The organism is Pseudomonas sp. GW456-12-10-14-LB2 (assembly GCF_002884345.1).
GTDB lineage: Bacteria > Pseudomonadota > Gammaproteobacteria > Pseudomonadales > Pseudomonadaceae > Aquipseudomonas > Aquipseudomonas paraglycinae.
The window spans coordinates 22,885-39,515 of record NZ_POHV01000041.1 but is presented as its reverse complement, the minus strand read 5'-3'; the positions used below and the strand labels follow the sequence as shown (position 1 = coordinate 39,515).

18 protein-coding genes are annotated in these 16,631 nt (G+C 61.3%); 6 read left to right on the top strand and 12 right to left on the bottom strand.

Going from position 1 to position 16,631, the window contains the following annotated elements; all coding sequences use genetic code 11:
- The first annotated feature begins 186 nt into the window (after positions 1 to 186).
- From C1X29_RS23985 to C1X29_RS23975, 3 genes are all read left to right on the top strand, one after another.
- Complete coding sequence (locus C1X29_RS23985) at positions 187 to 1,194, top strand: methionine ABC transporter ATP-binding protein (protein ID WP_007953999.1); 1,008 nt, start codon at positions 187 to 189, stop codon at positions 1,192 to 1,194.
- On the top strand, positions 1,194 to 1,868 hold the full coding sequence (locus C1X29_RS23980) for a methionine ABC transporter permease (protein WP_011331789.1): 675 nt from the start codon (positions 1,194 to 1,196) through the stop codon (positions 1,866 to 1,868). The genes C1X29_RS23985 and C1X29_RS23980 overlap by 1 nt, the downstream gene beginning before the upstream one ends.
- 74 nt (positions 1,869 to 1,942) lie before the next feature.
- Positions 1,943 to 2,716, top strand: coding sequence for a MetQ/NlpA family ABC transporter substrate-binding protein (locus C1X29_RS23975; RefSeq protein WP_102718515.1), 774 nt, complete (start codon positions 1,943 to 1,945; stop codon positions 2,714 to 2,716).
- 84 nt (positions 2,717 to 2,800) lie between these two features.
- Here the strand turns inward: C1X29_RS23975 and C1X29_RS23970 are convergent, their stop codons facing one another.
- Genes C1X29_RS23970 through C1X29_RS23950 form a run of 5 tightly spaced genes read right to left on the bottom strand, consistent with a single transcriptional unit; the run spans position 2,801 to position 6,709 of the window.
- A complete protein-coding gene (locus C1X29_RS23970; protein ID WP_085733848.1) occupies positions 2,801 to 3,436 on the bottom strand; it encodes an SCO family protein in 636 nt (211 codons plus the stop codon).
- The gene (cyoE, locus tag C1X29_RS23965; protein WP_102718514.1) at positions 3,433 to 4,332 is read right to left on the bottom strand and encodes a heme o synthase; all 900 of its coding nucleotides are present in this window, start codon (positions 4,330 to 4,332) and stop codon (positions 3,433 to 3,435) included. Before cyoE ends, C1X29_RS23970 begins: the two co-directional genes overlap by 4 nt.
- On the bottom strand, positions 4,320 to 5,399 hold the full coding sequence (locus C1X29_RS23960) for a heme A synthase (protein WP_102718513.1): 1,080 nt from the start codon (positions 5,397 to 5,399) through the stop codon (positions 4,320 to 4,322). The genes cyoE and C1X29_RS23960 overlap by 13 nt, the downstream gene beginning before the upstream one ends.
- 10 nt (positions 5,400 to 5,409) lie before the next feature.
- Complete coding sequence (locus tag C1X29_RS23955) at positions 5,410 to 6,003, bottom strand: hypothetical protein (RefSeq protein WP_064384047.1); 594 nt, start codon at positions 6,001 to 6,003, stop codon at positions 5,410 to 5,412.
- Positions 5,969 to 6,709 (bottom strand): SURF1 family protein, encoded by a 741-nt coding sequence (locus C1X29_RS23950; RefSeq protein WP_064379558.1) that lies wholly within the window; start codon positions 6,707 to 6,709, stop codon positions 5,969 to 5,971. The genes C1X29_RS23955 and C1X29_RS23950 overlap by 35 nt, the downstream gene beginning before the upstream one ends.
- Before the next feature lie 72 nt (positions 6,710 to 6,781).
- Here C1X29_RS23950 and C1X29_RS23945 point away from each other — a divergent pair, with 72 nt between their 5' ends.
- Positions 6,782 to 6,985, top strand: a complete 204-nt coding sequence (locus tag C1X29_RS23945) for a twin transmembrane helix small protein (protein WP_085748051.1) — start codon at positions 6,782 to 6,784, stop codon at positions 6,983 to 6,985.
- A 76-nt stretch (positions 6,986 to 7,061) separates the two neighbouring features.
- On the opposite strand, the gene C1X29_RS23940 is transcribed toward C1X29_RS23945, so the two are convergent.
- The 4 genes from C1X29_RS23940 to coxB all read right to left on the bottom strand — a co-directional run bounded on the left by C1X29_RS23940 (position 7,062) and on the right by coxB (position 11,356).
- Positions 7,062 to 7,949 (bottom strand): cytochrome c oxidase subunit 3, encoded by an 888-nt coding sequence (locus C1X29_RS23940; RefSeq protein ID WP_011331798.1) that lies wholly within the window; start codon positions 7,947 to 7,949, stop codon positions 7,062 to 7,064.
- A 25-nt stretch (positions 7,950 to 7,974) separates the two neighbouring features.
- On the bottom strand, positions 7,975 to 8,526 hold the full coding sequence (locus C1X29_RS23935) for a cytochrome c oxidase assembly protein (RefSeq protein WP_011331799.1): 552 nt from the start codon (positions 8,524 to 8,526) through the stop codon (positions 7,975 to 7,977).
- A 27-nt stretch (positions 8,527 to 8,553) separates the two neighbouring features.
- Positions 8,554 to 10,146 carry a cytochrome c oxidase subunit I gene (gene ctaD / locus C1X29_RS23930; protein WP_007953983.1) on the bottom strand — a complete coding sequence of 531 codons (1,593 nt, stop codon included), beginning with the start codon at positions 10,144 to 10,146 and terminating at the stop codon, positions 8,554 to 8,556.
- An 82-nt stretch (positions 10,147 to 10,228) separates the two neighbouring features.
- Positions 10,229 to 11,356 carry a cytochrome c oxidase subunit II gene (gene coxB / locus C1X29_RS23925; protein WP_102718512.1) on the bottom strand — a complete coding sequence of 376 codons (1,128 nt, stop codon included), beginning with the start codon at positions 11,354 to 11,356 and terminating at the stop codon, positions 10,229 to 10,231.
- A 369-nt stretch (positions 11,357 to 11,725) separates the two neighbouring features.
- Between coxB and C1X29_RS23920 the strand changes: the two genes are divergently transcribed.
- Entirely contained in the window at positions 11,726 to 12,358 is a 633-nt protein-coding gene (locus tag C1X29_RS23920) for a hypothetical protein (RefSeq protein ID WP_064379553.1), read from the top strand.
- A gap of 51 nt (positions 12,359 to 12,409) precedes the next feature.
- On the opposite strand, the gene C1X29_RS23915 is transcribed toward C1X29_RS23920, so the two are convergent.
- The 3 genes from C1X29_RS23915 to C1X29_RS23905 form a co-directional block, all read right to left on the bottom strand.
- Positions 12,410 to 13,936, bottom strand: coding sequence for a SulP family inorganic anion transporter (locus C1X29_RS23915; RefSeq protein ID WP_102688243.1), 1,527 nt, complete (start codon positions 13,934 to 13,936; stop codon positions 12,410 to 12,412).
- A 90-nt stretch (positions 13,937 to 14,026) separates the two neighbouring features.
- The gene (locus tag C1X29_RS23910; protein ID WP_039764830.1) at positions 14,027 to 14,758 is read right to left on the bottom strand and encodes a carbonic anhydrase; all 732 of its coding nucleotides are present in this window, start codon (positions 14,756 to 14,758) and stop codon (positions 14,027 to 14,029) included.
- Positions 14,759 to 14,996: 238 nt separating this feature from the next.
- Positions 14,997 to 16,055, bottom strand: a complete 1,059-nt coding sequence (locus C1X29_RS23905; RefSeq protein WP_102718511.1) for a PA0069 family radical SAM protein — start codon at positions 16,053 to 16,055, stop codon at positions 14,997 to 14,999.
- Positions 16,056 to 16,288: 233 nt separating this feature from the next.
- Here C1X29_RS23905 and C1X29_RS23900 point away from each other — a divergent pair, with 233 nt between their 5' ends.
- Positions 16,289 to 16,591, top strand: a complete 303-nt coding sequence (locus tag C1X29_RS23900) for a hypothetical protein (protein WP_102718510.1) — start codon at positions 16,289 to 16,291, stop codon at positions 16,589 to 16,591.
- The last annotated feature ends 40 nt before the right edge of the window (positions 16,592 to 16,631 follow it).

Sequence of the window (16,631 nt, the reverse complement as noted above, 5' to 3'; positions counted from 1 at the left end):
TTCAAGTCGCTTAAGTAGTGACTGACGAGGGTTTCGGGCGTTCCTTTTTTATGACCTTTGATCCTGTTATTGCCAAATCGAAGGTTATTCGCGAAATAAATGCTAAGAACCTCTATGCGGACAGGCTAAAATGCGCGCCCGGCTAACCGCTGATCCTTTTCCAACGCGCCCCACAAGGTTCGCTACGTGATCGAGTTTCAAAACGTCCATAAGACTTACCGCGTCGCCGGTAAGGACATCACCGCGCTGCACCCGACCAGCTTCTCCATCGAGAACGGTCAGGTGTTCGGCCTGATTGGCCATTCCGGCGCGGGAAAAAGTACCCTGCTGCGTCTGATCAATCGCCTGGAGCAATCCAGTGGCGGCAAGATCATCGTCGACGGTGAAGAAGTCACCGCGCTGGACGCCAACGGCCTGCGCCGTTTTCGTCAGCAGGTCGGGATGATCTTCCAGCACTTCAACCTGCTGGCATCCAAGACCGTGGCCGACAACGTCGCGCTGCCGCTGACCCTGGCGGGTGAACTGTCCCGCGCCGAGATCGACCAGCGTGTGGCCGAGTTGCTGGCGCGGGTCGGTCTGTCCGATCACGCCAAAAAGTACCCGGCGCAGTTGTCCGGCGGTCAGAAGCAGCGCGTCGGCATCGCCCGCGCCCTGGCGACCAAGCCGAAGATCCTGCTGTGCGACGAAGCCACCAGCGCCCTCGACCCGCAGACCACGGCGTCGGTCCTGCAGCTGCTGGCCGAGATCAACCGCGAGCTGAAGCTGACCATCGTCCTGATCACCCACGAGATGGATGTGATCCGCCGCGTGTGCGATCAGGTCGGCGTGATGGACGCCGGTGTGATCGTCGAGCAAGGTTCGGTGGCCGATGTGTTCCTGCATCCGAAGCACCCGACCACCAAGCGCTTTGTTCAGGAAAGCGAGCAAATCGACGAAAGCGAGCAGCGCGATGACTTCGCTCACGTGCCGGGCCGCATCGTGCGTCTGACCTTCCAGGGCGAAGCGACCTACGCGCCGTTGCTCGGAACCGTCGCCCGGGAAACCGGTGTGGACTACAGCATCCTGGCCGGTCGTATCGACCGCATCAAAGACATTCCTTACGGGCAATTGACCCTCGCCGTCACCGGTGGCGACATGGAAGCAGCCTTCGCGCGCTTCACCGCCGCTGACGTTCACATGGAGGTGTTGCGCTAATGGAAGACCTGATGAGTTTCTTCACCAATATCGACTGGTACGAAATCTGGCTCGCCACCGGCGACACCCTGATGATGCTCGGCGGTTCGCTGCTGTTCACCGTGCTGCTCGGCCTGCCGCTGGGCGTGTTGCTGTTCCTGTGCAGCCCGCGTCAGTTGCTCGAAGCCAAAGGCGTGTACGCATTGCTGTCGCTGGTGGTGAACATCCTGCGTTCGCTGCCGTTCATCATTCTGTTGATCGTGATGATCCCGTTCACCGTGCTGATCACCGGCACCTCGCTCGGCGTGGCCGGTGCGATTCCGCCGCTGGTAGTGGGCGCGACGCCGTTCTTCGCGCGGCTGGTGGAAACCGCCCTGCGTGAAGTCGATCGCGGCATCATCGAAGCGACCCAGTCGATGGGCGCGACCACTCGCCAGATCATCATGAACGCCTTGCTGCCGGAGGCCCGTCCGGGCATCTTCGCAGCGATTACGGTGACGGCGATTACACTGGTTTCCTACACGGCGATGGCCGGTGTGGTCGGCGCCGGTGGCCTGGGTGACCTGGCGATCCGTTTCGGCTATCAGCGGTTCCAGACCGACGTGATGATCGTCACCGTGGTGTTGCTGCTGATCCTGGTGCAAGTGCTGCAAATGGTAGGCGACCGACTGGTCGTGCACTTCTCGCGCAAATAACCGGTTTTGTAATGACATGAGCCGGCCATTCGCTGGCAGGCGCCAGACGGGCGCCGTAAAAAGGAGTTAGCTGAATGAAAAAACTGATCGTTGCCCTGGCTGCCGTTGCAGCGTTCTCGGCCCACGCCGACGAAACCCTGACCGTTGCTGCCACTCCGGTGCCGCACGCGGAAATCCTCGAGTTCGTGAAGCCGGTGCTGGCCAAAGAAGGCGTGGATCTGAAGGTCAAGGTCTTCACCGACTACGTTCAGCCGAACGTGCAGGTGGCCGAGAAGCGTCTGGACGCCAACTTCTTCCAGCACCAGCCGTACCTCGATGAGTTCAACAAGGCCAAGGGCACCAGCCTGGTGTCCGTGACCGGCGTGCACCTGGAACCGCTGGGCGCCTACTCCAGCAAATTCAAGAAAATCGAAGAGCTGCCAAGCGGCGCCAACGTGGTGATCCCGAACGACGCTACCAACGGCGGCCGTGCGCTGTTGCTGCTGGCCAAGGCCGGCGTGATCACCCTGAAGGATCCGAGCAACATCCTGTCGACCGTCAAGGACATTGCCCAGAACCCGAAAGACCTGAAGATCCGTGAACTGGAAGCCGCGACCATCCCGCGCGTGCTGACCCAGGTCGACCTGGCGCTGATCAACACCAACTACGCGCTGGAAGCCAAGCTCGATCCGTCCAAGGATGCGCTGGTCATCGAAGGCAGCGACTCGCCTTACGTGAACATCCTGGTGTCCCGCGCGGACAACAAGGACAGCGACGCCATGAAGAAACTGGCCGCCGCCCTGCACAGCCCGGAAGTGAAGAAATTCATTACCGAGAAGTACAAAGGCGCGGTGTTGCCGGCGTTCTAATCTGATCGTGCCCACGCAGAGCGTGGGAATGATCAAAACGAAAAGGGGACGCCAAAGGCGTCCCCTTTTTTGTTCGTTCAGTTTTTACTTGCGGTTCAACATCACCGGCAACTGCGCCACCAGCTTCGCGTTGTTCAACGGCGCCCGAATAAACCCGCGCTGTGTCCCGTCCGGCCCGATCACCGCCAGGTTCCCACTGTGATCCACCGTGTAGTTCGGCTTGCTGGTGTCCGCCGGAATGAACGGAATGCTCACCGCGTTCGCCACCTTCTGCAGTTCTTCGATCGACTTCGGCGTGAGGCCGATGAACTGTGGATCGAAGTAGCCCAGGTACTGCTTCAACTGCGCGGGGTTGTCGCGGTTCGGATCGACGCTGACCAGCACGATCTGCAATTTATCCACAGCGTCCTTCGGCAGTTCGCTCTTGATCTGGCGCAACTGGGCGAGGGTGGTCGGGCAGATGTCCGGGCAGAAGGTGTAGCCGAAGAACAGCAGGCTCCACTTGCCCTTGAGCTCGTTGACCGTGACCGGTTGGCCGTCCTGATTGGTCATCGTCACGTCCGGCAGGTTACGGCTCTGCGGCAGCAGGATGATGCCGGCGTCGATCAGTGCGGTCGGGTCGCCCTGGCCCTTGCCGCTCAGCACTTTGTTGACGGTCAGGCCGAGGATCAGCGCGATCACGGCGACGAGGATGAAGACGGTTTTCTGGGTTCGAGTCATAGGTTCAACAGTAAGTAGTGGTCTACGAGCAGGGCGATGAACAGCAGAAACAAGTACCAGATAGAGTACTTGAAGGTGTTGATCGCCGCGTGCGGTCGAGCGCCACGGTACAGCACCACGGCCCATTGCAGAAACCTGGCGCCCAGACCGAGCGCGCAGATCAGGTACAGCAGGCCGCTCATGTGGATCACGTACGGCAACAGGCTGACCGCCAGCAGGGCGAAGGTGTACAGCAGAATGTGCACCTTGGTGTAGTGCTCGCCATGGGTGACCGGCAGCATCGGAATGTCGGCCTTGGCGTACTCCTCCTTGCGGTGGATGGCCAGCGCCCAGAAGTGCGGCGGGGTCCAGGCGAAGATGATCAGCACCAGCAGCAACGGTTCGGCGCTGACGTGGCCGGTCGCGGCGGTCCAGCCGAGCAGCGGCGGTGCGGCGCCGGCAAGGCCGCCGATGACGATGTTCTGCGGTGTCGCGCGTTTGAGGAAACCGGTGTAGATCACCGCGTAGCCGAGCAGCGAGGCCAAAGTCAGCCACGCAGTCAGCGGGTTGGTGAAGGTCAGCAGCAAGGCCTGGCCGAGCAGCGCCAGCACCAGCGCAAAGGTCAGTGCGCCTGTGGGCGAAACCCGGCCCTCGGCCAGAGGCCTTTTATGGGTGCGGGCCATGACCGCATCGATGCGTCGGTCCACCACATGATTGACCGCCGCCGCGCCACCGGCACACAGCGCGATCCCGAGGTTGCCGAACACCAGCACCGTCCACGGCACCCCGGCGCGGGTCGCGAGGAACATGCCGACCAGCGAGGTGATCAGCATCAGCACCACGACTTTCGGTTTGGTCAGCTCCAGGTAATCACGCCACAGCGCCTGCGCCGGACGTTCGCCGATCAGAATCGCCATGGCGTCTCTCCTTTAATAGTGATGGGCGCCGCCGAGTGTTTGCGCGGGCTCAGGCGCCAGCGCGCGATCATCGGCTGCTTGACCCGAACCAGACTGGTCCGCGCGTGGTAGTTGACCAGCACCATCGTCAGCAGCAGCGCCGCACCGCCGGCGTTATGCGCCACGGCCACCGGCAGCGGCAGATGGAACAGCACGTTGCTGATGCCAAGGGTGATCTGCGCCGCGAGGGCGATCAGCACCAGTCCGGCCAGTCGGGTCATGCCCACCACTTTCAGTTGCCACGCCAGACCGAGCAGGACGAGCGTCACCAGCAACGCGCCGATGCGGTGGGTCAGGTGAATCGCCGTGCGAGCATCGCTGTCGAGTTGCCCGCCGAGGTAATTGGGGCCGATGTGTTGAGTCAGGTGAAAACCGTTGGCGAAATCCGCCGGCGGCAGCCATTGGCCGTGGCAGGTCGGGAAGTCGATGCAGGCCACCGCCGCGTAGTTGGAACTGACCCAGCCGCCGAGAGCAATCTGGCCGATCACCAGCAACAGGCCGGCGGTCGCCCAATATTGCAGACGCTTGGGCACGGTCAGCGCCGGCAGCACGCCGGACAGTCGCAACGTCAGCAGAAACAGCAGGCTCAGGGTCGCGAAGCCGCCGAGCAAATGCCCGGTCACCACTTGCGGCCAGAGCTTGAGTGTCACCGTCCACATGCCGAACGCCGCTTGGGCGAACACCACCGCCAGCAGAAACAGCGGCAGTTTCAGCGGTTGCCCCGGATGACGACGATTGACCCACGCGCGCCCGGCCAATACCGAGATCAGCAGGCCGAGGGTGCCGGCGAAGTAACGGTGGATCATCTCGTTCCAGCCTTTGTGCGCCTCCACCGGCGAGTCGGGGTAATGCAGTTCGGCATGGGCCAGTTGGGCTTCGCTTTTCGGCACGCTGATGAATCCGTAGCAGCCCGGCCAGTCCGGACAGCCGAGGCCGGCGTGGGTCAGGCGGGTGTAGGCGCCGAGCAGCACGACGATCAGTGCCAGCAGGGTGGCAAACAGCGCGAGGCGAAATCCAGGTTTGGCCATGACGATGCCCTTATCCGATGTTCGACAGTTTCAGCAGGTGGCGCAGGTCGTTGAGCAGATCCTTGCCCTTGACGCTCGGGTCGTAGCGCAGCACGAGGTTGCCGTGGGGATCGATGATCCAGAGCTGCGGTGTGGCCTTGTCGCCCGTGGCCTTGCTGAAGGTGGCTGCGTCCAGCGGGTAGCGTTGCAGCTGCGGGTATTCGCGGGTCAGCTTGGCTTCGTAGTCGGCGGCCAGTGGTTGCGCGGCGGCCAGGGCATGGCTGGCGCGCCCGGCTTCGCGGCCCAGGCCGATCTGGATCTGCCGCGCCAGGTACACCAGTTGCTGGCAGTCCACCGCGCAATCCTTCGGCGCGGTGACCAGCATCTGCCAGCGCGTTTCGTCAGCCTGGATGCCAAGGTCGGCGCGGGTCTGGCCGTTGCCGATCAGTTCGCCGTGATAGCTGCGACCTTCCGGCACCCAGAACTGCAACTTGTACATGCCGGTGGCGAGGATCATCGGACCGACCACGCCGAGCACGATCAACAGCAGCTGGATACGTCCGCGACGGCGACTGGCCGGGACTTTCGTTTCAGACATGCTGGGTGGATTCATGGCCGCTCCCATGGTGTTTCTCCTTTGCGTTGTGCCAGCCGAGATAGAGGTAAAGACCGAGCAGGGCGGTGGCCATGGCGAACCACTGCACGGCGTAACCGAGGTGTTTTTCCGGGCCCATCGCTACCACCGGCCAGTCGGCCTGATAGCTGGCGGGGCCGGGTTCGGCGCGTAATTCGTAGGCGAAGCCGTCGCGTTCGAGGGTTTTCCACAATTTCGCGGGTTCGACGGCGGTGACGGTTTGCGGCCAGGTGCTGCTGACCGGATCGGCATGCAGCTGGAAGGTGGCACCGGGGGCGATATACACCCAGGCATCCACGTTTACAGCGTCGGCCGGCGTGGTGAATTGCGGGGCCGTGCGCCGATCCGGCCACGGCAGCCAGCCGCGATTGACCAGCAGCCACTGGCCGCTGCGTTGATCCTGAAACGGTTGCAGCAATTCGACGCCAACCTTGCCGTTGCGCTGACGGTTATCCAGCAACAGGCTGTGGGCGGCGTCGAACTGGCCGTGCAGATGCACCCGGCGAAAGGCCGGATCGGCGCTGTGCAGCAACTCGGTGCTGGCCATCGGTTCGGCGGCGCGGCGTTCGGCGTAGCTGGCGAGCAGGGCGGTTTTCTCCGCGCCCCGGCCCAGTTGCCAGAAGCCCAGCGAAATCAGCAACGGCAGCAGCAGGCCGACCACCAGGGTCGGCACCACACCCGGCCGGAAGCGCTTCATGGTCGCGCCAGAAAATCAGTGAACGCGATCGCTATACTCAACTGCATCGCTTGTTCCCCCGGAGTTCTTCCCATGCTCAAAGCAGCCATCGTCCTGATGCTGATTGCCACGGTGGTCAGCCTGTTCAGCGGCCTGTTTTTCCTGGTCAAGGACGACAGCAGCTCGAATCGGCTGGTGATCGCCTTGAGTGTTCGGGTGGCGTTGGCCGCTTGCACCGTCGGCTTGATTGCCTGGGGTTTCTACAGCGGCCAACTGGTGTCCCACGTGCCGTGGTAGCTGCAAGCGCCAAGCTACAAGCTACAAGCCTTACCGTTTTGACTTGAAGCTCGCAGCTCGCGGCTCGCAGCTGCTGTTAAAGCACATAAACGAAGATGAACAAGCCGATCCAAACCACATCGACGAAGTGCCAATACCAGCTCGCCGCTTCAAAACCGAACTGATGTTCGTTGTCGAAGTGGCCCTTCATGATGCGCATCAGCATCACGAACAGAATGATCGTGCCGATGGTCACGTGGGCGCCGTGGAAACCGGTGAGCATGAAGAACGTCGCGCCGTAGATGCCCGAGCCGAGGGTCAGCCCCAGTTCGTGGTAGGCGTGGATGTATTCTTCGGCCTGGAAGCCGAGGAACGCGCAACCCAGCAGCACGGTGATCGCCAGCCACAGTTTCAGCGCGCCGCGATGACCTTTCTTCAGCGCGTGGTGGGCGATGGTGATGGTCACGCTGGAACTCACCAGCAGGATGGTGTTGATCAGCGGCAGGCCCCAGGGGCTGATGACTTCCTTGGGCGGCGGGAACAGTTTCGGATCCGGCGTGTGCAACAGCGGCCAGGTGAACTGGAAGTTCGGCCAGAGCATATGAGCGATGCCTTTGGTGCCTTCGCCGCCCAGCGCCGGGCCGGAAATGTGCCGCACGTAGAACAGCGCGCCGAAGAAGGCGATGAAGAACATCACCTCGGAGAAGATGAACCAGCTCATGCCCCAGCGGAACGAGCGGTCCAGCTGCGGGCTGTACAACCCCGCGCGGCTTTCCTTGATCACCGTGCCGAACCAGCCGAACAGCATGTACGCCAGCAACAGGCCGCCGACGAAAAAGATCAGCGGGCCGTGGGATTCCGGACGCGCTGCCTTCAGATCGTTGAACCAGGTCGCCAGACCGTACACGGTGACGAACATCCCCACCGTAGCCACGATCGGCCACTTGCTCTGGGCCGGGACGTAATAGTGCTCATGAGTTGCCATTTATTGTTCTCCTTATCGGGCACGCTTAACCGCCAGTGTTTGCAGCCACCGGAGGATGTCGGGCGGTGATATCGAACAGCGTGTAGGACAGCGTCAGGTGCTTCACGTCCTTGGGCATGTCGCGGTCAACGATGAAACGCACCGGCATCTCGATCTGCTGACCGGGCTGCAGCACCTGCTGGGTGAAACAAAAGCATTCGGTCTTGTGGAAATACGCCGCCGCATTGCTTGGCGCGATGCTCGGTACGGCTTGAGCGCTCATCGGCTTGTCAGTGGGGTTGCGCGCGATGAAGATCATCTCGTTCACCGCGCCGGGGTTGGCCGTCAGTTCGTCATGCTTGGGATAGAAATCCCACGGCATGTCGGCGGTGTTGGTCGACAGAAACTGCACCCGGACCTGCCGCGAAGCATCGACGGTCTGCTCGCCCTCGTACTGCCCGGCGGTCTTGCCGTTGATACCGAACGCCTTGCACATCACGTCGTAGATCGGCACCAGGGCAAAGCCGAAGACGAACATCGCCACCACCACGCCGAGCAGTCGGGTGACCAGCTTCTTCATCGAAATCGAGTCAGCCATGGTGGCGGCCCTCAACGGCTACAGGGTTCATTTCACTTCCGGCGGCGTGGTGAAGGTGTGATACGGCGCCGGTGACGGCACGCTCCATTCCAGACCTTCGGCGCCATCCCACGGTTTGGCCGGTGCCGGCTCGCCGCCACGGATGGTCTTGATCACGATGAACAGGAAGAAGATCTGCGTGGCACCGAACATGAACGCGCCGATCGACGAGACCATGTTGAAGTCGGCGAACTGCAGGTTGTAGTCCGGAATCCGTCGGGGCATGCCCGCCAGGCCCACGAAGTGCATCGGGAAGAACGTCAGGTTCATGCCGACGAAGGACAGCCAGAAGTGCAGCTTGCCCAGGGTTTCGTCGTACATGTGGCCGGTCCATTTCGGCAGCCAGTAATAGGCCGACGCGAAGATCCCGAAGATCGCCCCCGGCACCAGCACGTAGTGGAAGTGCGCGACCACGAAGTAGGTGTCCTGGTACTGGAAGTCCGCCGGGGCGATGGCCAGCATCAGCCCGGAGAAACCGCCGATCGAGAACAGAATCACGAACGCCACGGCAAACAGCATCGGCGTCTCGAAGGTCATCGAGCCTTGCCACATGGTGCTGGCCCAGTTGAACACCTTCACTCCGGTCGGCACCGCGATCAGCATCGTCGCGTACATGAAGAACAACTCGCCCACCAGCGGGATGCCCACCACGAACATGTGGTGCGCCCAGACGATGAACGACAGGAACGCGATGCTCGCCGTGGCGTAGACCATCGAGGTGTAGCCGAACAGCGGCTTGCGCGAGAAGGTTGGGATGATCTGGCTGACGGCGCCGAAGGCCGGCAGGATCATGATGTACACCTCGGGGTGGCCGAAGAACCAGAACACATGCTGGAACAGCACCGGGTCACCGCCACCGGCGGCACTGAAGAAGCTGGTGCCGAAGTGGATGTCCATCAGCATCATCGTCACGCACCCGGCCAGCACCGGCATCACCGCGATCAGCAGGAACGCGGTGATCAGCCAGGTCCAGACGAACAGCGGCATTTTCATCAGGGTCATGCCGGGGGCGCGCAGGTTGAGGATGGTGGCGATCACGTTGATCGCGCCCATGATCGAACTGATCCCCATCAGGTGGATGGCGAAGATGAAGAACGTCACGCTTTCCGGGGCATAGGTGGTGGACAGCGGCGCGTAGAACGTCCAGCCGAAGTTCGGCCCGCCACCGGGGGTGAACAGGGTCGAGACCAGCAGCAGGAACGCCGCCGGCAGCAGCCAGAAGCTGAAGTTGTTCATCCGCGGCAGGGCCATGTCCGGCGCACCGACCATCAACGGGATCATCCAGTTGGCGAGGCCGACGAACGCCGGCATCACCGCACCGAACACCATCACCAGGCCGTGCATGGTGGTCATCTGGTTGAAGAACGCAGGTTCCACGATCTGCAGTCCGGGCTGGAACAGCTCGGCGCGGATCACCATGGCGAACGAGCCGCCGAGCAGGAACATGCAGAACGCAAACCACAGGTACAGCGTGCCGATGTCCTTGTGGTTGGTGGTCAGTACCCAGCGCATCAGGCCTTTGGCGGGGCCGTGGGCGTGGTCGTGGTCGGCATGACCGTGGTCATCGATGACAGCGCTCATGGCCGGTCTCCTTCAAGTGAGTGGACTGGGCAGGCCGGGACGCAGGGCCCCGACCGGTTCACGAAGTACGCAATAGACCGGCTCATTTGCTTTCCGCCTGTTTCAGCTCCAGCACTTCTTTTGGCGTGACCATGTCGCCCTTGTTGTTGCCCCAGGCGTTACGTTCGTAGGTCACGACCGCTGCGATATCGACTTCCGACAACTGCTTGCCGAACGCCGCCATGGCGGTGCCGGGCTTGCCGTGGAAGACAATGCTCAGGTGCGCGTCTTTCGGGCCGGTGGCGATTTTCGAGCCCTTGAGGGCCGGGAACATCGGCGGCAGGCCCTGGCCTTCGGCCTGGTGACAGGCGACGCAGGTGGTGTGGTAGATCTTGTCGCCGCGCTCCTTGAGCTCGTCGAGAGTCCATTCCTTGCTGGTCAGCTCCTTGAGCTGCAACGCTTCGGCCTTGCGCTCGGCGAGCCATTTTTCGTAGTCGGCCTTCTCCTTGACGTCGACCACGATCGGCATGAAGCCGTGGTCCTTGCCGCACAGCTCGGCGCACTGGCCACGGTAGAGGCCGGGCTTGTCGATGCGGGTCCAGGCTTCGTTGACGAACCCGGGAATCGCATCGCGCTTGACCGCGAAGGCCGGCACCCACCAGGAGTGGATCACGTCGGCGGAGGTCACGAGGAAGCGCACCTTGGCGCCGGTCGGCAGCACCAGTGGCTTGTCGACCTCGAGCAGGTAATGCTCGCCCTTGGCTTCCTTGTTGTGAATCTGTTCGGCGGGCGTGGCCAGGTTGCTGAAGAACTCGACGTCCTGGCCCAGGTATTTGTAGTGCCACTTCCACTGATAACCGGTGATCTGGATATCGATATCCGGCTCACTGGTGTCGTACATCTTGATCAGGGTCGCGGTCGCCGGAACGGCCATCGCCACCAGGATCAGCAGCGGGACGACGGTCCAGAGAATTTCGACGGTGGTGCTTTCGTGGAATTTTGCGGCGACCTGCCCGGTAGAACGGCGGTGCACCATCATCGACCAGAACATGGCGCCGAAGACGATGATCCCGATCACCACACAGATCCAGAAAATGGTCATGTGCAGGTCGAATACTGCGTGACTGATTTCAGTCGCTCCAGGCGCCATATTCACAGTCCAGGCAGCTTGCACCGGGCTGAAAATCGACCACAACAGGAGGCCCATCCAGACGTGTGGATGTCGCATCATTGCGGGTTCCCCTTATCGTTCTTGTTATCCCGCCGGCTTTCACCAGAGGCAAGGGAGCGGCTGCATCAGACTACGAACTTGAATCGCCGGGCCTTGCTGCGTGGGCAGTCGGGCGTCATCAGCTAACTCCATTCAATGGCGAGTATAGACAGCCACCGAGAAATGCAATGTGCGGACGTAAATCGTATGAAACAGCTGGCACTTGCGTTCCAGGGCACGAATGGAGAAGGATGCAGACGAGTGTTGGCAAACCGATATAACGCCGGTGCATCAAGGATGAAATAATTATGACAAATGCGTCTTAGCATTTTTCGTAAGCCAGCTAAGTTATGTCTTCCCTATTTCATTGCCTTGTTTCCTGGAGTTTTCATGAACACCGCCGCATTGCGCGAGCAGATCCACATAGCCCGACAACACGAGATTGAAACCGGAAAGCTGACCCGTCAGCTGGAAGCCCAACTGCAACACCTGCACCCGGCCATCCAGTTGCCGGAAACCGACGCCAACGGCGTGCTGACGCGTTTTGTCGCCGCCTACATCGACGAAGTGCCAGATCTGCTGGATGCAGCCAATGAAGTCGCCAGGGAAGCGGGAATCGAATCGCAGATCAAACCGGTGCTGAAAATCGCCGAGCAGTACTTCCTCCAGCCGCCCGTGGGCCTGGACAGTCTGCTGGACGAAGCCTATCTGGCGCATCGTTTTGTCGAAGAGGTCAACGACCTTTACATCAAGCATCTCGGCCAGCCACTGATCCCCTTGGACATGACGGTCGCCAATCTGATAGCTCACCAGTTGCTTGGTGAGGAATTTGCCAATCAACTCGACGAAGTGGTGCATCACGCAGTGGACAGCATGCTCGACGACGACAGCTTTGCGCTGGAGTCGGTGGAAGCCTACCGCGAGAAACTCAGCAGCCCGGACACCGGTGCGGCGTGGAAACGCTGGCCGTGCATGAGCCGCCGTCTGGGCGTGGGCCTGGAGCTGGATCAGCCTGCGGCTTGATCCCGGCGCAAACGATTGGGGGAACAGATTGCTCTGTTCCCCCAAATGTTTTCAGCCCGCCGCTCCGATCCCGGTGGTGGTGCGGATCCGCCCCTCGAGCCGTCGTTTCAACCCGCGCGACTCGATCAACAGCTTCGCCCCCTTGGCCGCATTCGCCCGGCCCCACTCTTCGAGCAGTTCCAGACACGAATGGTCGATGTAGCTCAGGTTATTGAGCGGCACATGCACCGTGGTGCCCGGCGGAATGCTGCCCAGTACCTGAGTCAGTGCCGGCACTTTGAGGAACGTCGCGGCGCCCACCAGGCGCAACTCCATTTCCCCGTCCTGCGGCAGATCGATCAGGCTGATTTTCAGGCGTGAGGCCTTGAACGCCAGTTTCACCAGGGTCAGACCGAAACCGATCAGCACGCCGGTCAACAGGTCGGTGAAGATGATCGCCAGTGCTGTGGCGGCGTAGGTGAACATCGGCATCCGGCCATATCGGGCCAGACCACGGAATGCCTTGAGGTCCACCAGTTTGAAGCCGGTGTAGACCAGAACGCCCGCCAGACTCGCCACCGGAATGCTCTGCAACACGCTCGACAGCAACAGCACGAACGCCAGCAGCCACAGGCCATGGAAAATCGTCGAGTAGCGTGTGGTGGCGCCGGCCTGGACGTTGGCCGAACTGCGCACGATCACCCCCGTCATCGGCAGCGCGCCGACCAGACCGCAAAGCATGTTGCCGACGCCTTGCGCGGACAGCTCCCGGTCGAAATCCGAACGCGGGCCGCTGTGCATGCGATCCACCGCAGCGGCGGACAGCAGGGTTTCGGCGCTGGCGATGAAGGCGACGGCGAATGCGGCGATCAGCAGCGTTGGATCGGCGAGACTGAGCAGATCCGCCGGTTTCAGCCAGTCGATGGCTTCGGCGAGATTCTCTGGCACTTCAACCCGTTTCACTTGCAACGCCAACAGCAGGCTGGCGCCTGTCGCCAGCCCGACCCCGAGCAGCGCGCCCGGAATAAAGCGCAGCGAATGCGGGCGGAATTTCTCCCACAACCACATCACGGCTATGGTCGACAGCCCGAGCAACCCGGCCTGCCAGCCTAAGGACGGCAAGGCCTGCGCCACTGCGCCGGGGAATGCCGTGAGGTTGTCGAGGCCGGAGGGTTTCGGTGACGCATCGAGCATCACATGCACTTGCGACAGCACAATCAGCACGCCAATCCCCGCGAGCATGCCGTACACCACCGCTGGCGCCGTGACCCGAAACCAGCAACCGAGCTTCAGCCGTCCGGCCACCAGTTGCAGAAAACCGGCGAGCAGCAGGATCGGCCCGAGCATTTCGATGCCGTGCTGGCGCACCAGCTCGAACACCAGCACCGCCAGACCCGCCGCCGGCCCGCTGACCTGCAACGGCGACCCCGCCAGCCAGCCCACCACCAGACCGCCGATGATCCCGGTGATCAGGCCTTTGGCCGGCGGCAGCCCTGACGCAATGGCAATGCCCATGCACAGCGGCAGGGCGACCAGAAACACAACCACTGAAGCGAGCAGCTCCCGTGGCAACACAGCTTTCAATTGAGCCGCACGCATGGCGATACTCCCGAAGTTTTCTTCAGGCGTGGCAAGGCCTGGCCGCTGAAACAGCGGCCGGCGTCAAACCACACAGATTTTTAGGAGGATTTAGAAGCGCGCTTTGGGCGTCGCCACCGGGATCGGATGGCTGCCGTCGAGCGGCAGGAAGCATCCCTGATCCGCGTCGTAAGCTTTGATTTCGCTGGTTTCGATGTTGTAGACCCAGCCATGGATGAACAGATGACCGTTCGCCATGCGCGAGGCTACCGAAGGATGGGTACGCAAGTGCTGCAGTTGGGCGATGACGTTTTCCTCGGTGAGGATCGGCATGCTTTCTTTTTCGTCGGCGCAGTTGCAGTTGTCATGCACCATGGTTTTCGCGACTTCGGCGTGGCGCAGCCAGGCTTTGACCGTCGGCATCTTTTCCAGGCTGTCCGGGTTGAGCACCGCGCGCATGGCGCCGCAGTCGGAGTGGCCGCAGATGATGATGTGCTGCACGCCAAGTGCCAGAACCGCATATTCGATGGCGGTGGAAACGCCGCCGTTCATCTGGCCGTAGGGTGGCACCACGTTGCCGACGTTCCGCGTCACGAACAGATCGCCGGGCGAACTCTGGGTGATCAGTTCGGGCACGATGCGCGAATCGGCGCAGGTGATGAACATGGCCCGTGGCGACTGGGCCGTGGCGAGTTTCTTGAAGAGTTCTTCCTGCTGCGGAAAGACCTCATGATGAAAATGCAAAAAGCCGTCAACGATACGATTCAACGCTGCATCGGCGGATTCCGCCACAGGGGCGGCTTGCGCCGACGCAGCCAACGGCTGTTTATCCTTGTCACTCATGATTCATCCTCATTGGCGGATTCGGGGAGTCGTTCCCGTGTATTCCGGTGTGAAGCCAGTGGCTGTTTAGAACATCCGGGTCATCCCGACCCGTCAGTCACTCGATGAACAAGGTAACCGCCGAAACTTAACTCAAACTGAATCAAGCGCTCTAGAACGTGTGTTCCAGGTCACAAAAAACGTGACCGGCGTAAACCGGGCCCAGCATTCCTTCCTCTCAACCATAGGCCAATTGACCCTAAATCAGCGCTATCTGGCGACCCGGCGGACAGAAGGCTGTGCAGTCGAGGTTGAAGCCTTCGCGGTGATTGAGCCCCAGGCGCTTGATCGCTTTGGCGAAGCGCTGGGCGAGCAGATCGGCGAACGGACCCTCGCCGCGCATCCGGGCACCGAAACGGCTGTCGTAAAGCTCGCCGCCACGGCTCTGGCGGATCAGGCTCAACACATGCGCCGCACGTTGCGGGTAGTGCGCCTCAAGCCATTCCTCGAACAGCGGCGCCACCTCCAGCGGCAGGCGCAGCATCATGTAGGCCGCGCTCTGGGCACCGGCGGCGTGGGCTTCGGTCAGCAGGCTTTCGATTTCGCTGTCGTTGATCATCGGAATCATCGGCGAACACAGCACACCGACCGGAATCCCCGCCTCGCGCATCACCCGAATCGCCCGCAACCGGGCCTTGGGCGCAGCGGCGCGGGGTTCGAGGATGCGTTTGAGTTCGTCGTCCAGGGTGGTCAGGCTGATCATCACCGCCACCAGCCGTTGTTGCGCCAGTTCGGTGAGCAGGTCGAGGTCGCGCAGGATCAGCGAGCCCTTGGTGACGATGGTCACCGGATGCCGGTAGCGCAGCAGCACTTCGAGGGTCTGGCGTGTGATCCGGTGTTCGCGTTCGATCGGCTGATAGGGATCGGTATTGGAGCCGAGGTTGATCGGCGCGCATTGGTAGCCTTTTTTCCCCAGCTGTTCTTCCAGCACCTGGGCGGCGTTGGTTTTGGCGATCAGTTTGGTTTCGAAATCCAGCCCCGGCGACATGTCCCAATAGGCGTGGCTGGGTCGTGCATAGCAATAAATGCAGCCGTGCTCGCAGCCGCGATAGGGATTGATCGAGCGGTCGAAGGGCAGGTCCGGCGAGGTGTTGCGGGTGATGATGGTCTTCGCGGTTTCGAAGCTGACTTCGGTGCCCTGGGTCAAAGGCACTTCCTGAAACCAGCCGTCATCCTCGGCCACCGAACGACTCGGCGCGAAGCGGTTGTGCGGGTTGGTCGCGGTGCCGCGACCGCGCGGGGGCAAGGGGCTGGTCATCACGGGTGTCCTTTGTCTGTACATGCATACAGTATCCGCAAGGTGGCGGAGGATCCACTACCGTTCAGCCGTCGATCAATAAATCGAGCGGTTAGTTGCAAGTTTGTCTAGAGCTAAAGTTGCAGTTGTGCAAATTGAAGAAACATAAGTTGGCTGTTCGTTTACTGTTCAAGTTCGTAGTATCCACTTCGCTTCACACCACTTGCCTATATAAAAGACAAAAGGATTTGATGATGTCGTTTTTTAATTCGCGCGGTATTTTTCTGCAACTGATGCAGCCCGGTCCATCGGAACCCAATACACTGGTTTCCATGCAACTGGCGCGTAAGGAACTGGGCTGGGATGCCGAGGCTGGCGTGCAGACCGAAATGCTGGTTGATCCGATTTTTGTCACCGCGACCTCCCGGGATGGCGGCCATACCTTCAGCATCGGCCGTCTGGAGCACGATGTGGATCATGACGGTGAAATCGGTGAGGAGGATCGAGCCAAACTGGTTGCTCTGGCCAAAGCCTATGCCAGTATTACCAATCCGTAACAGCTATTAAATAAATAACCCCTGCATGACTGATCATGCA

Excerpts from the sequence above, each read along its gene's own strand:
- C1X29_RS23905 (WP_102718511.1), bottom strand. The coding sequence starts at position 16,055 with ATGACCAGCCCCTTGCCCCCGCGCGGTCGCGGCACCGCGACCAACCCG.
- coxB (WP_102718512.1), bottom strand. The coding sequence starts at position 11,356 with ATGATGCGACATCCACACGTCTGGATGGGCCTCCTGTTGTGGTCGATT.
- C1X29_RS23900 (WP_102718510.1), top strand. The coding sequence starts at position 16,289 with ATGTCGTTTTTTAATTCGCGCGGTATTTTTCTGCAACTGATGCAGCCC.
- C1X29_RS23940 (WP_011331798.1), bottom strand. The coding sequence starts at position 7,949 with ATGGCAACTCATGAGCACTATTACGTCCCGGCCCAGAGCAAGTGGCCG.
- C1X29_RS23910 (WP_039764830.1), bottom strand. The coding sequence starts at position 14,758 with ATGAGTGACAAGGATAAACAGCCGTTGGCTGCGTCGGCGCAAGCCGCC.
- C1X29_RS23945 (WP_085748051.1), top strand. The coding sequence starts at position 6,782 with ATGCTCAAAGCAGCCATCGTCCTGATGCTGATTGCCACGGTGGTCAGC.
- C1X29_RS23935 (WP_011331799.1), bottom strand. The coding sequence starts at position 8,526 with ATGGCTGACTCGATTTCGATGAAGAAGCTGGTCACCCGACTGCTCGGC.
- C1X29_RS23915 (WP_102688243.1), bottom strand. The coding sequence starts at position 13,936 with ATGCGTGCGGCTCAATTGAAAGCTGTGTTGCCACGGGAGCTGCTCGCT.
- C1X29_RS23920 (WP_064379553.1), top strand. The coding sequence starts at position 11,726 with ATGAACACCGCCGCATTGCGCGAGCAGATCCACATAGCCCGACAACAC.
- C1X29_RS23970 (WP_085733848.1), bottom strand. The coding sequence starts at position 3,436 with ATGACTCGAACCCAGAAAACCGTCTTCATCCTCGTCGCCGTGATCGCG.
- C1X29_RS23950 (WP_064379558.1), bottom strand. The coding sequence starts at position 6,709 with ATGAAGCGCTTCCGGCCGGGTGTGGTGCCGACCCTGGTGGTCGGCCTG.
- C1X29_RS23955 (WP_064384047.1), bottom strand. The coding sequence starts at position 6,003 with ATGGGAGCGGCCATGAATCCACCCAGCATGTCTGAAACGAAAGTCCCG.
- ctaD (WP_007953983.1), bottom strand. The coding sequence starts at position 10,146 with ATGAGCGCTGTCATCGATGACCACGGTCATGCCGACCACGACCACGCC.
- C1X29_RS23960 (WP_102718513.1), bottom strand. The coding sequence starts at position 5,399 with ATGGCCAAACCTGGATTTCGCCTCGCGCTGTTTGCCACCCTGCTGGCA.
- cyoE (WP_102718514.1), bottom strand. The coding sequence starts at position 4,332 with ATGGCGATTCTGATCGGCGAACGTCCGGCGCAGGCGCTGTGGCGTGAT.
- C1X29_RS23975 (WP_102718515.1), top strand. The coding sequence starts at position 1,943 with ATGAAAAAACTGATCGTTGCCCTGGCTGCCGTTGCAGCGTTCTCGGCC.
- C1X29_RS23980 (WP_011331789.1), top strand. The coding sequence starts at position 1,194 with ATGGAAGACCTGATGAGTTTCTTCACCAATATCGACTGGTACGAAATC.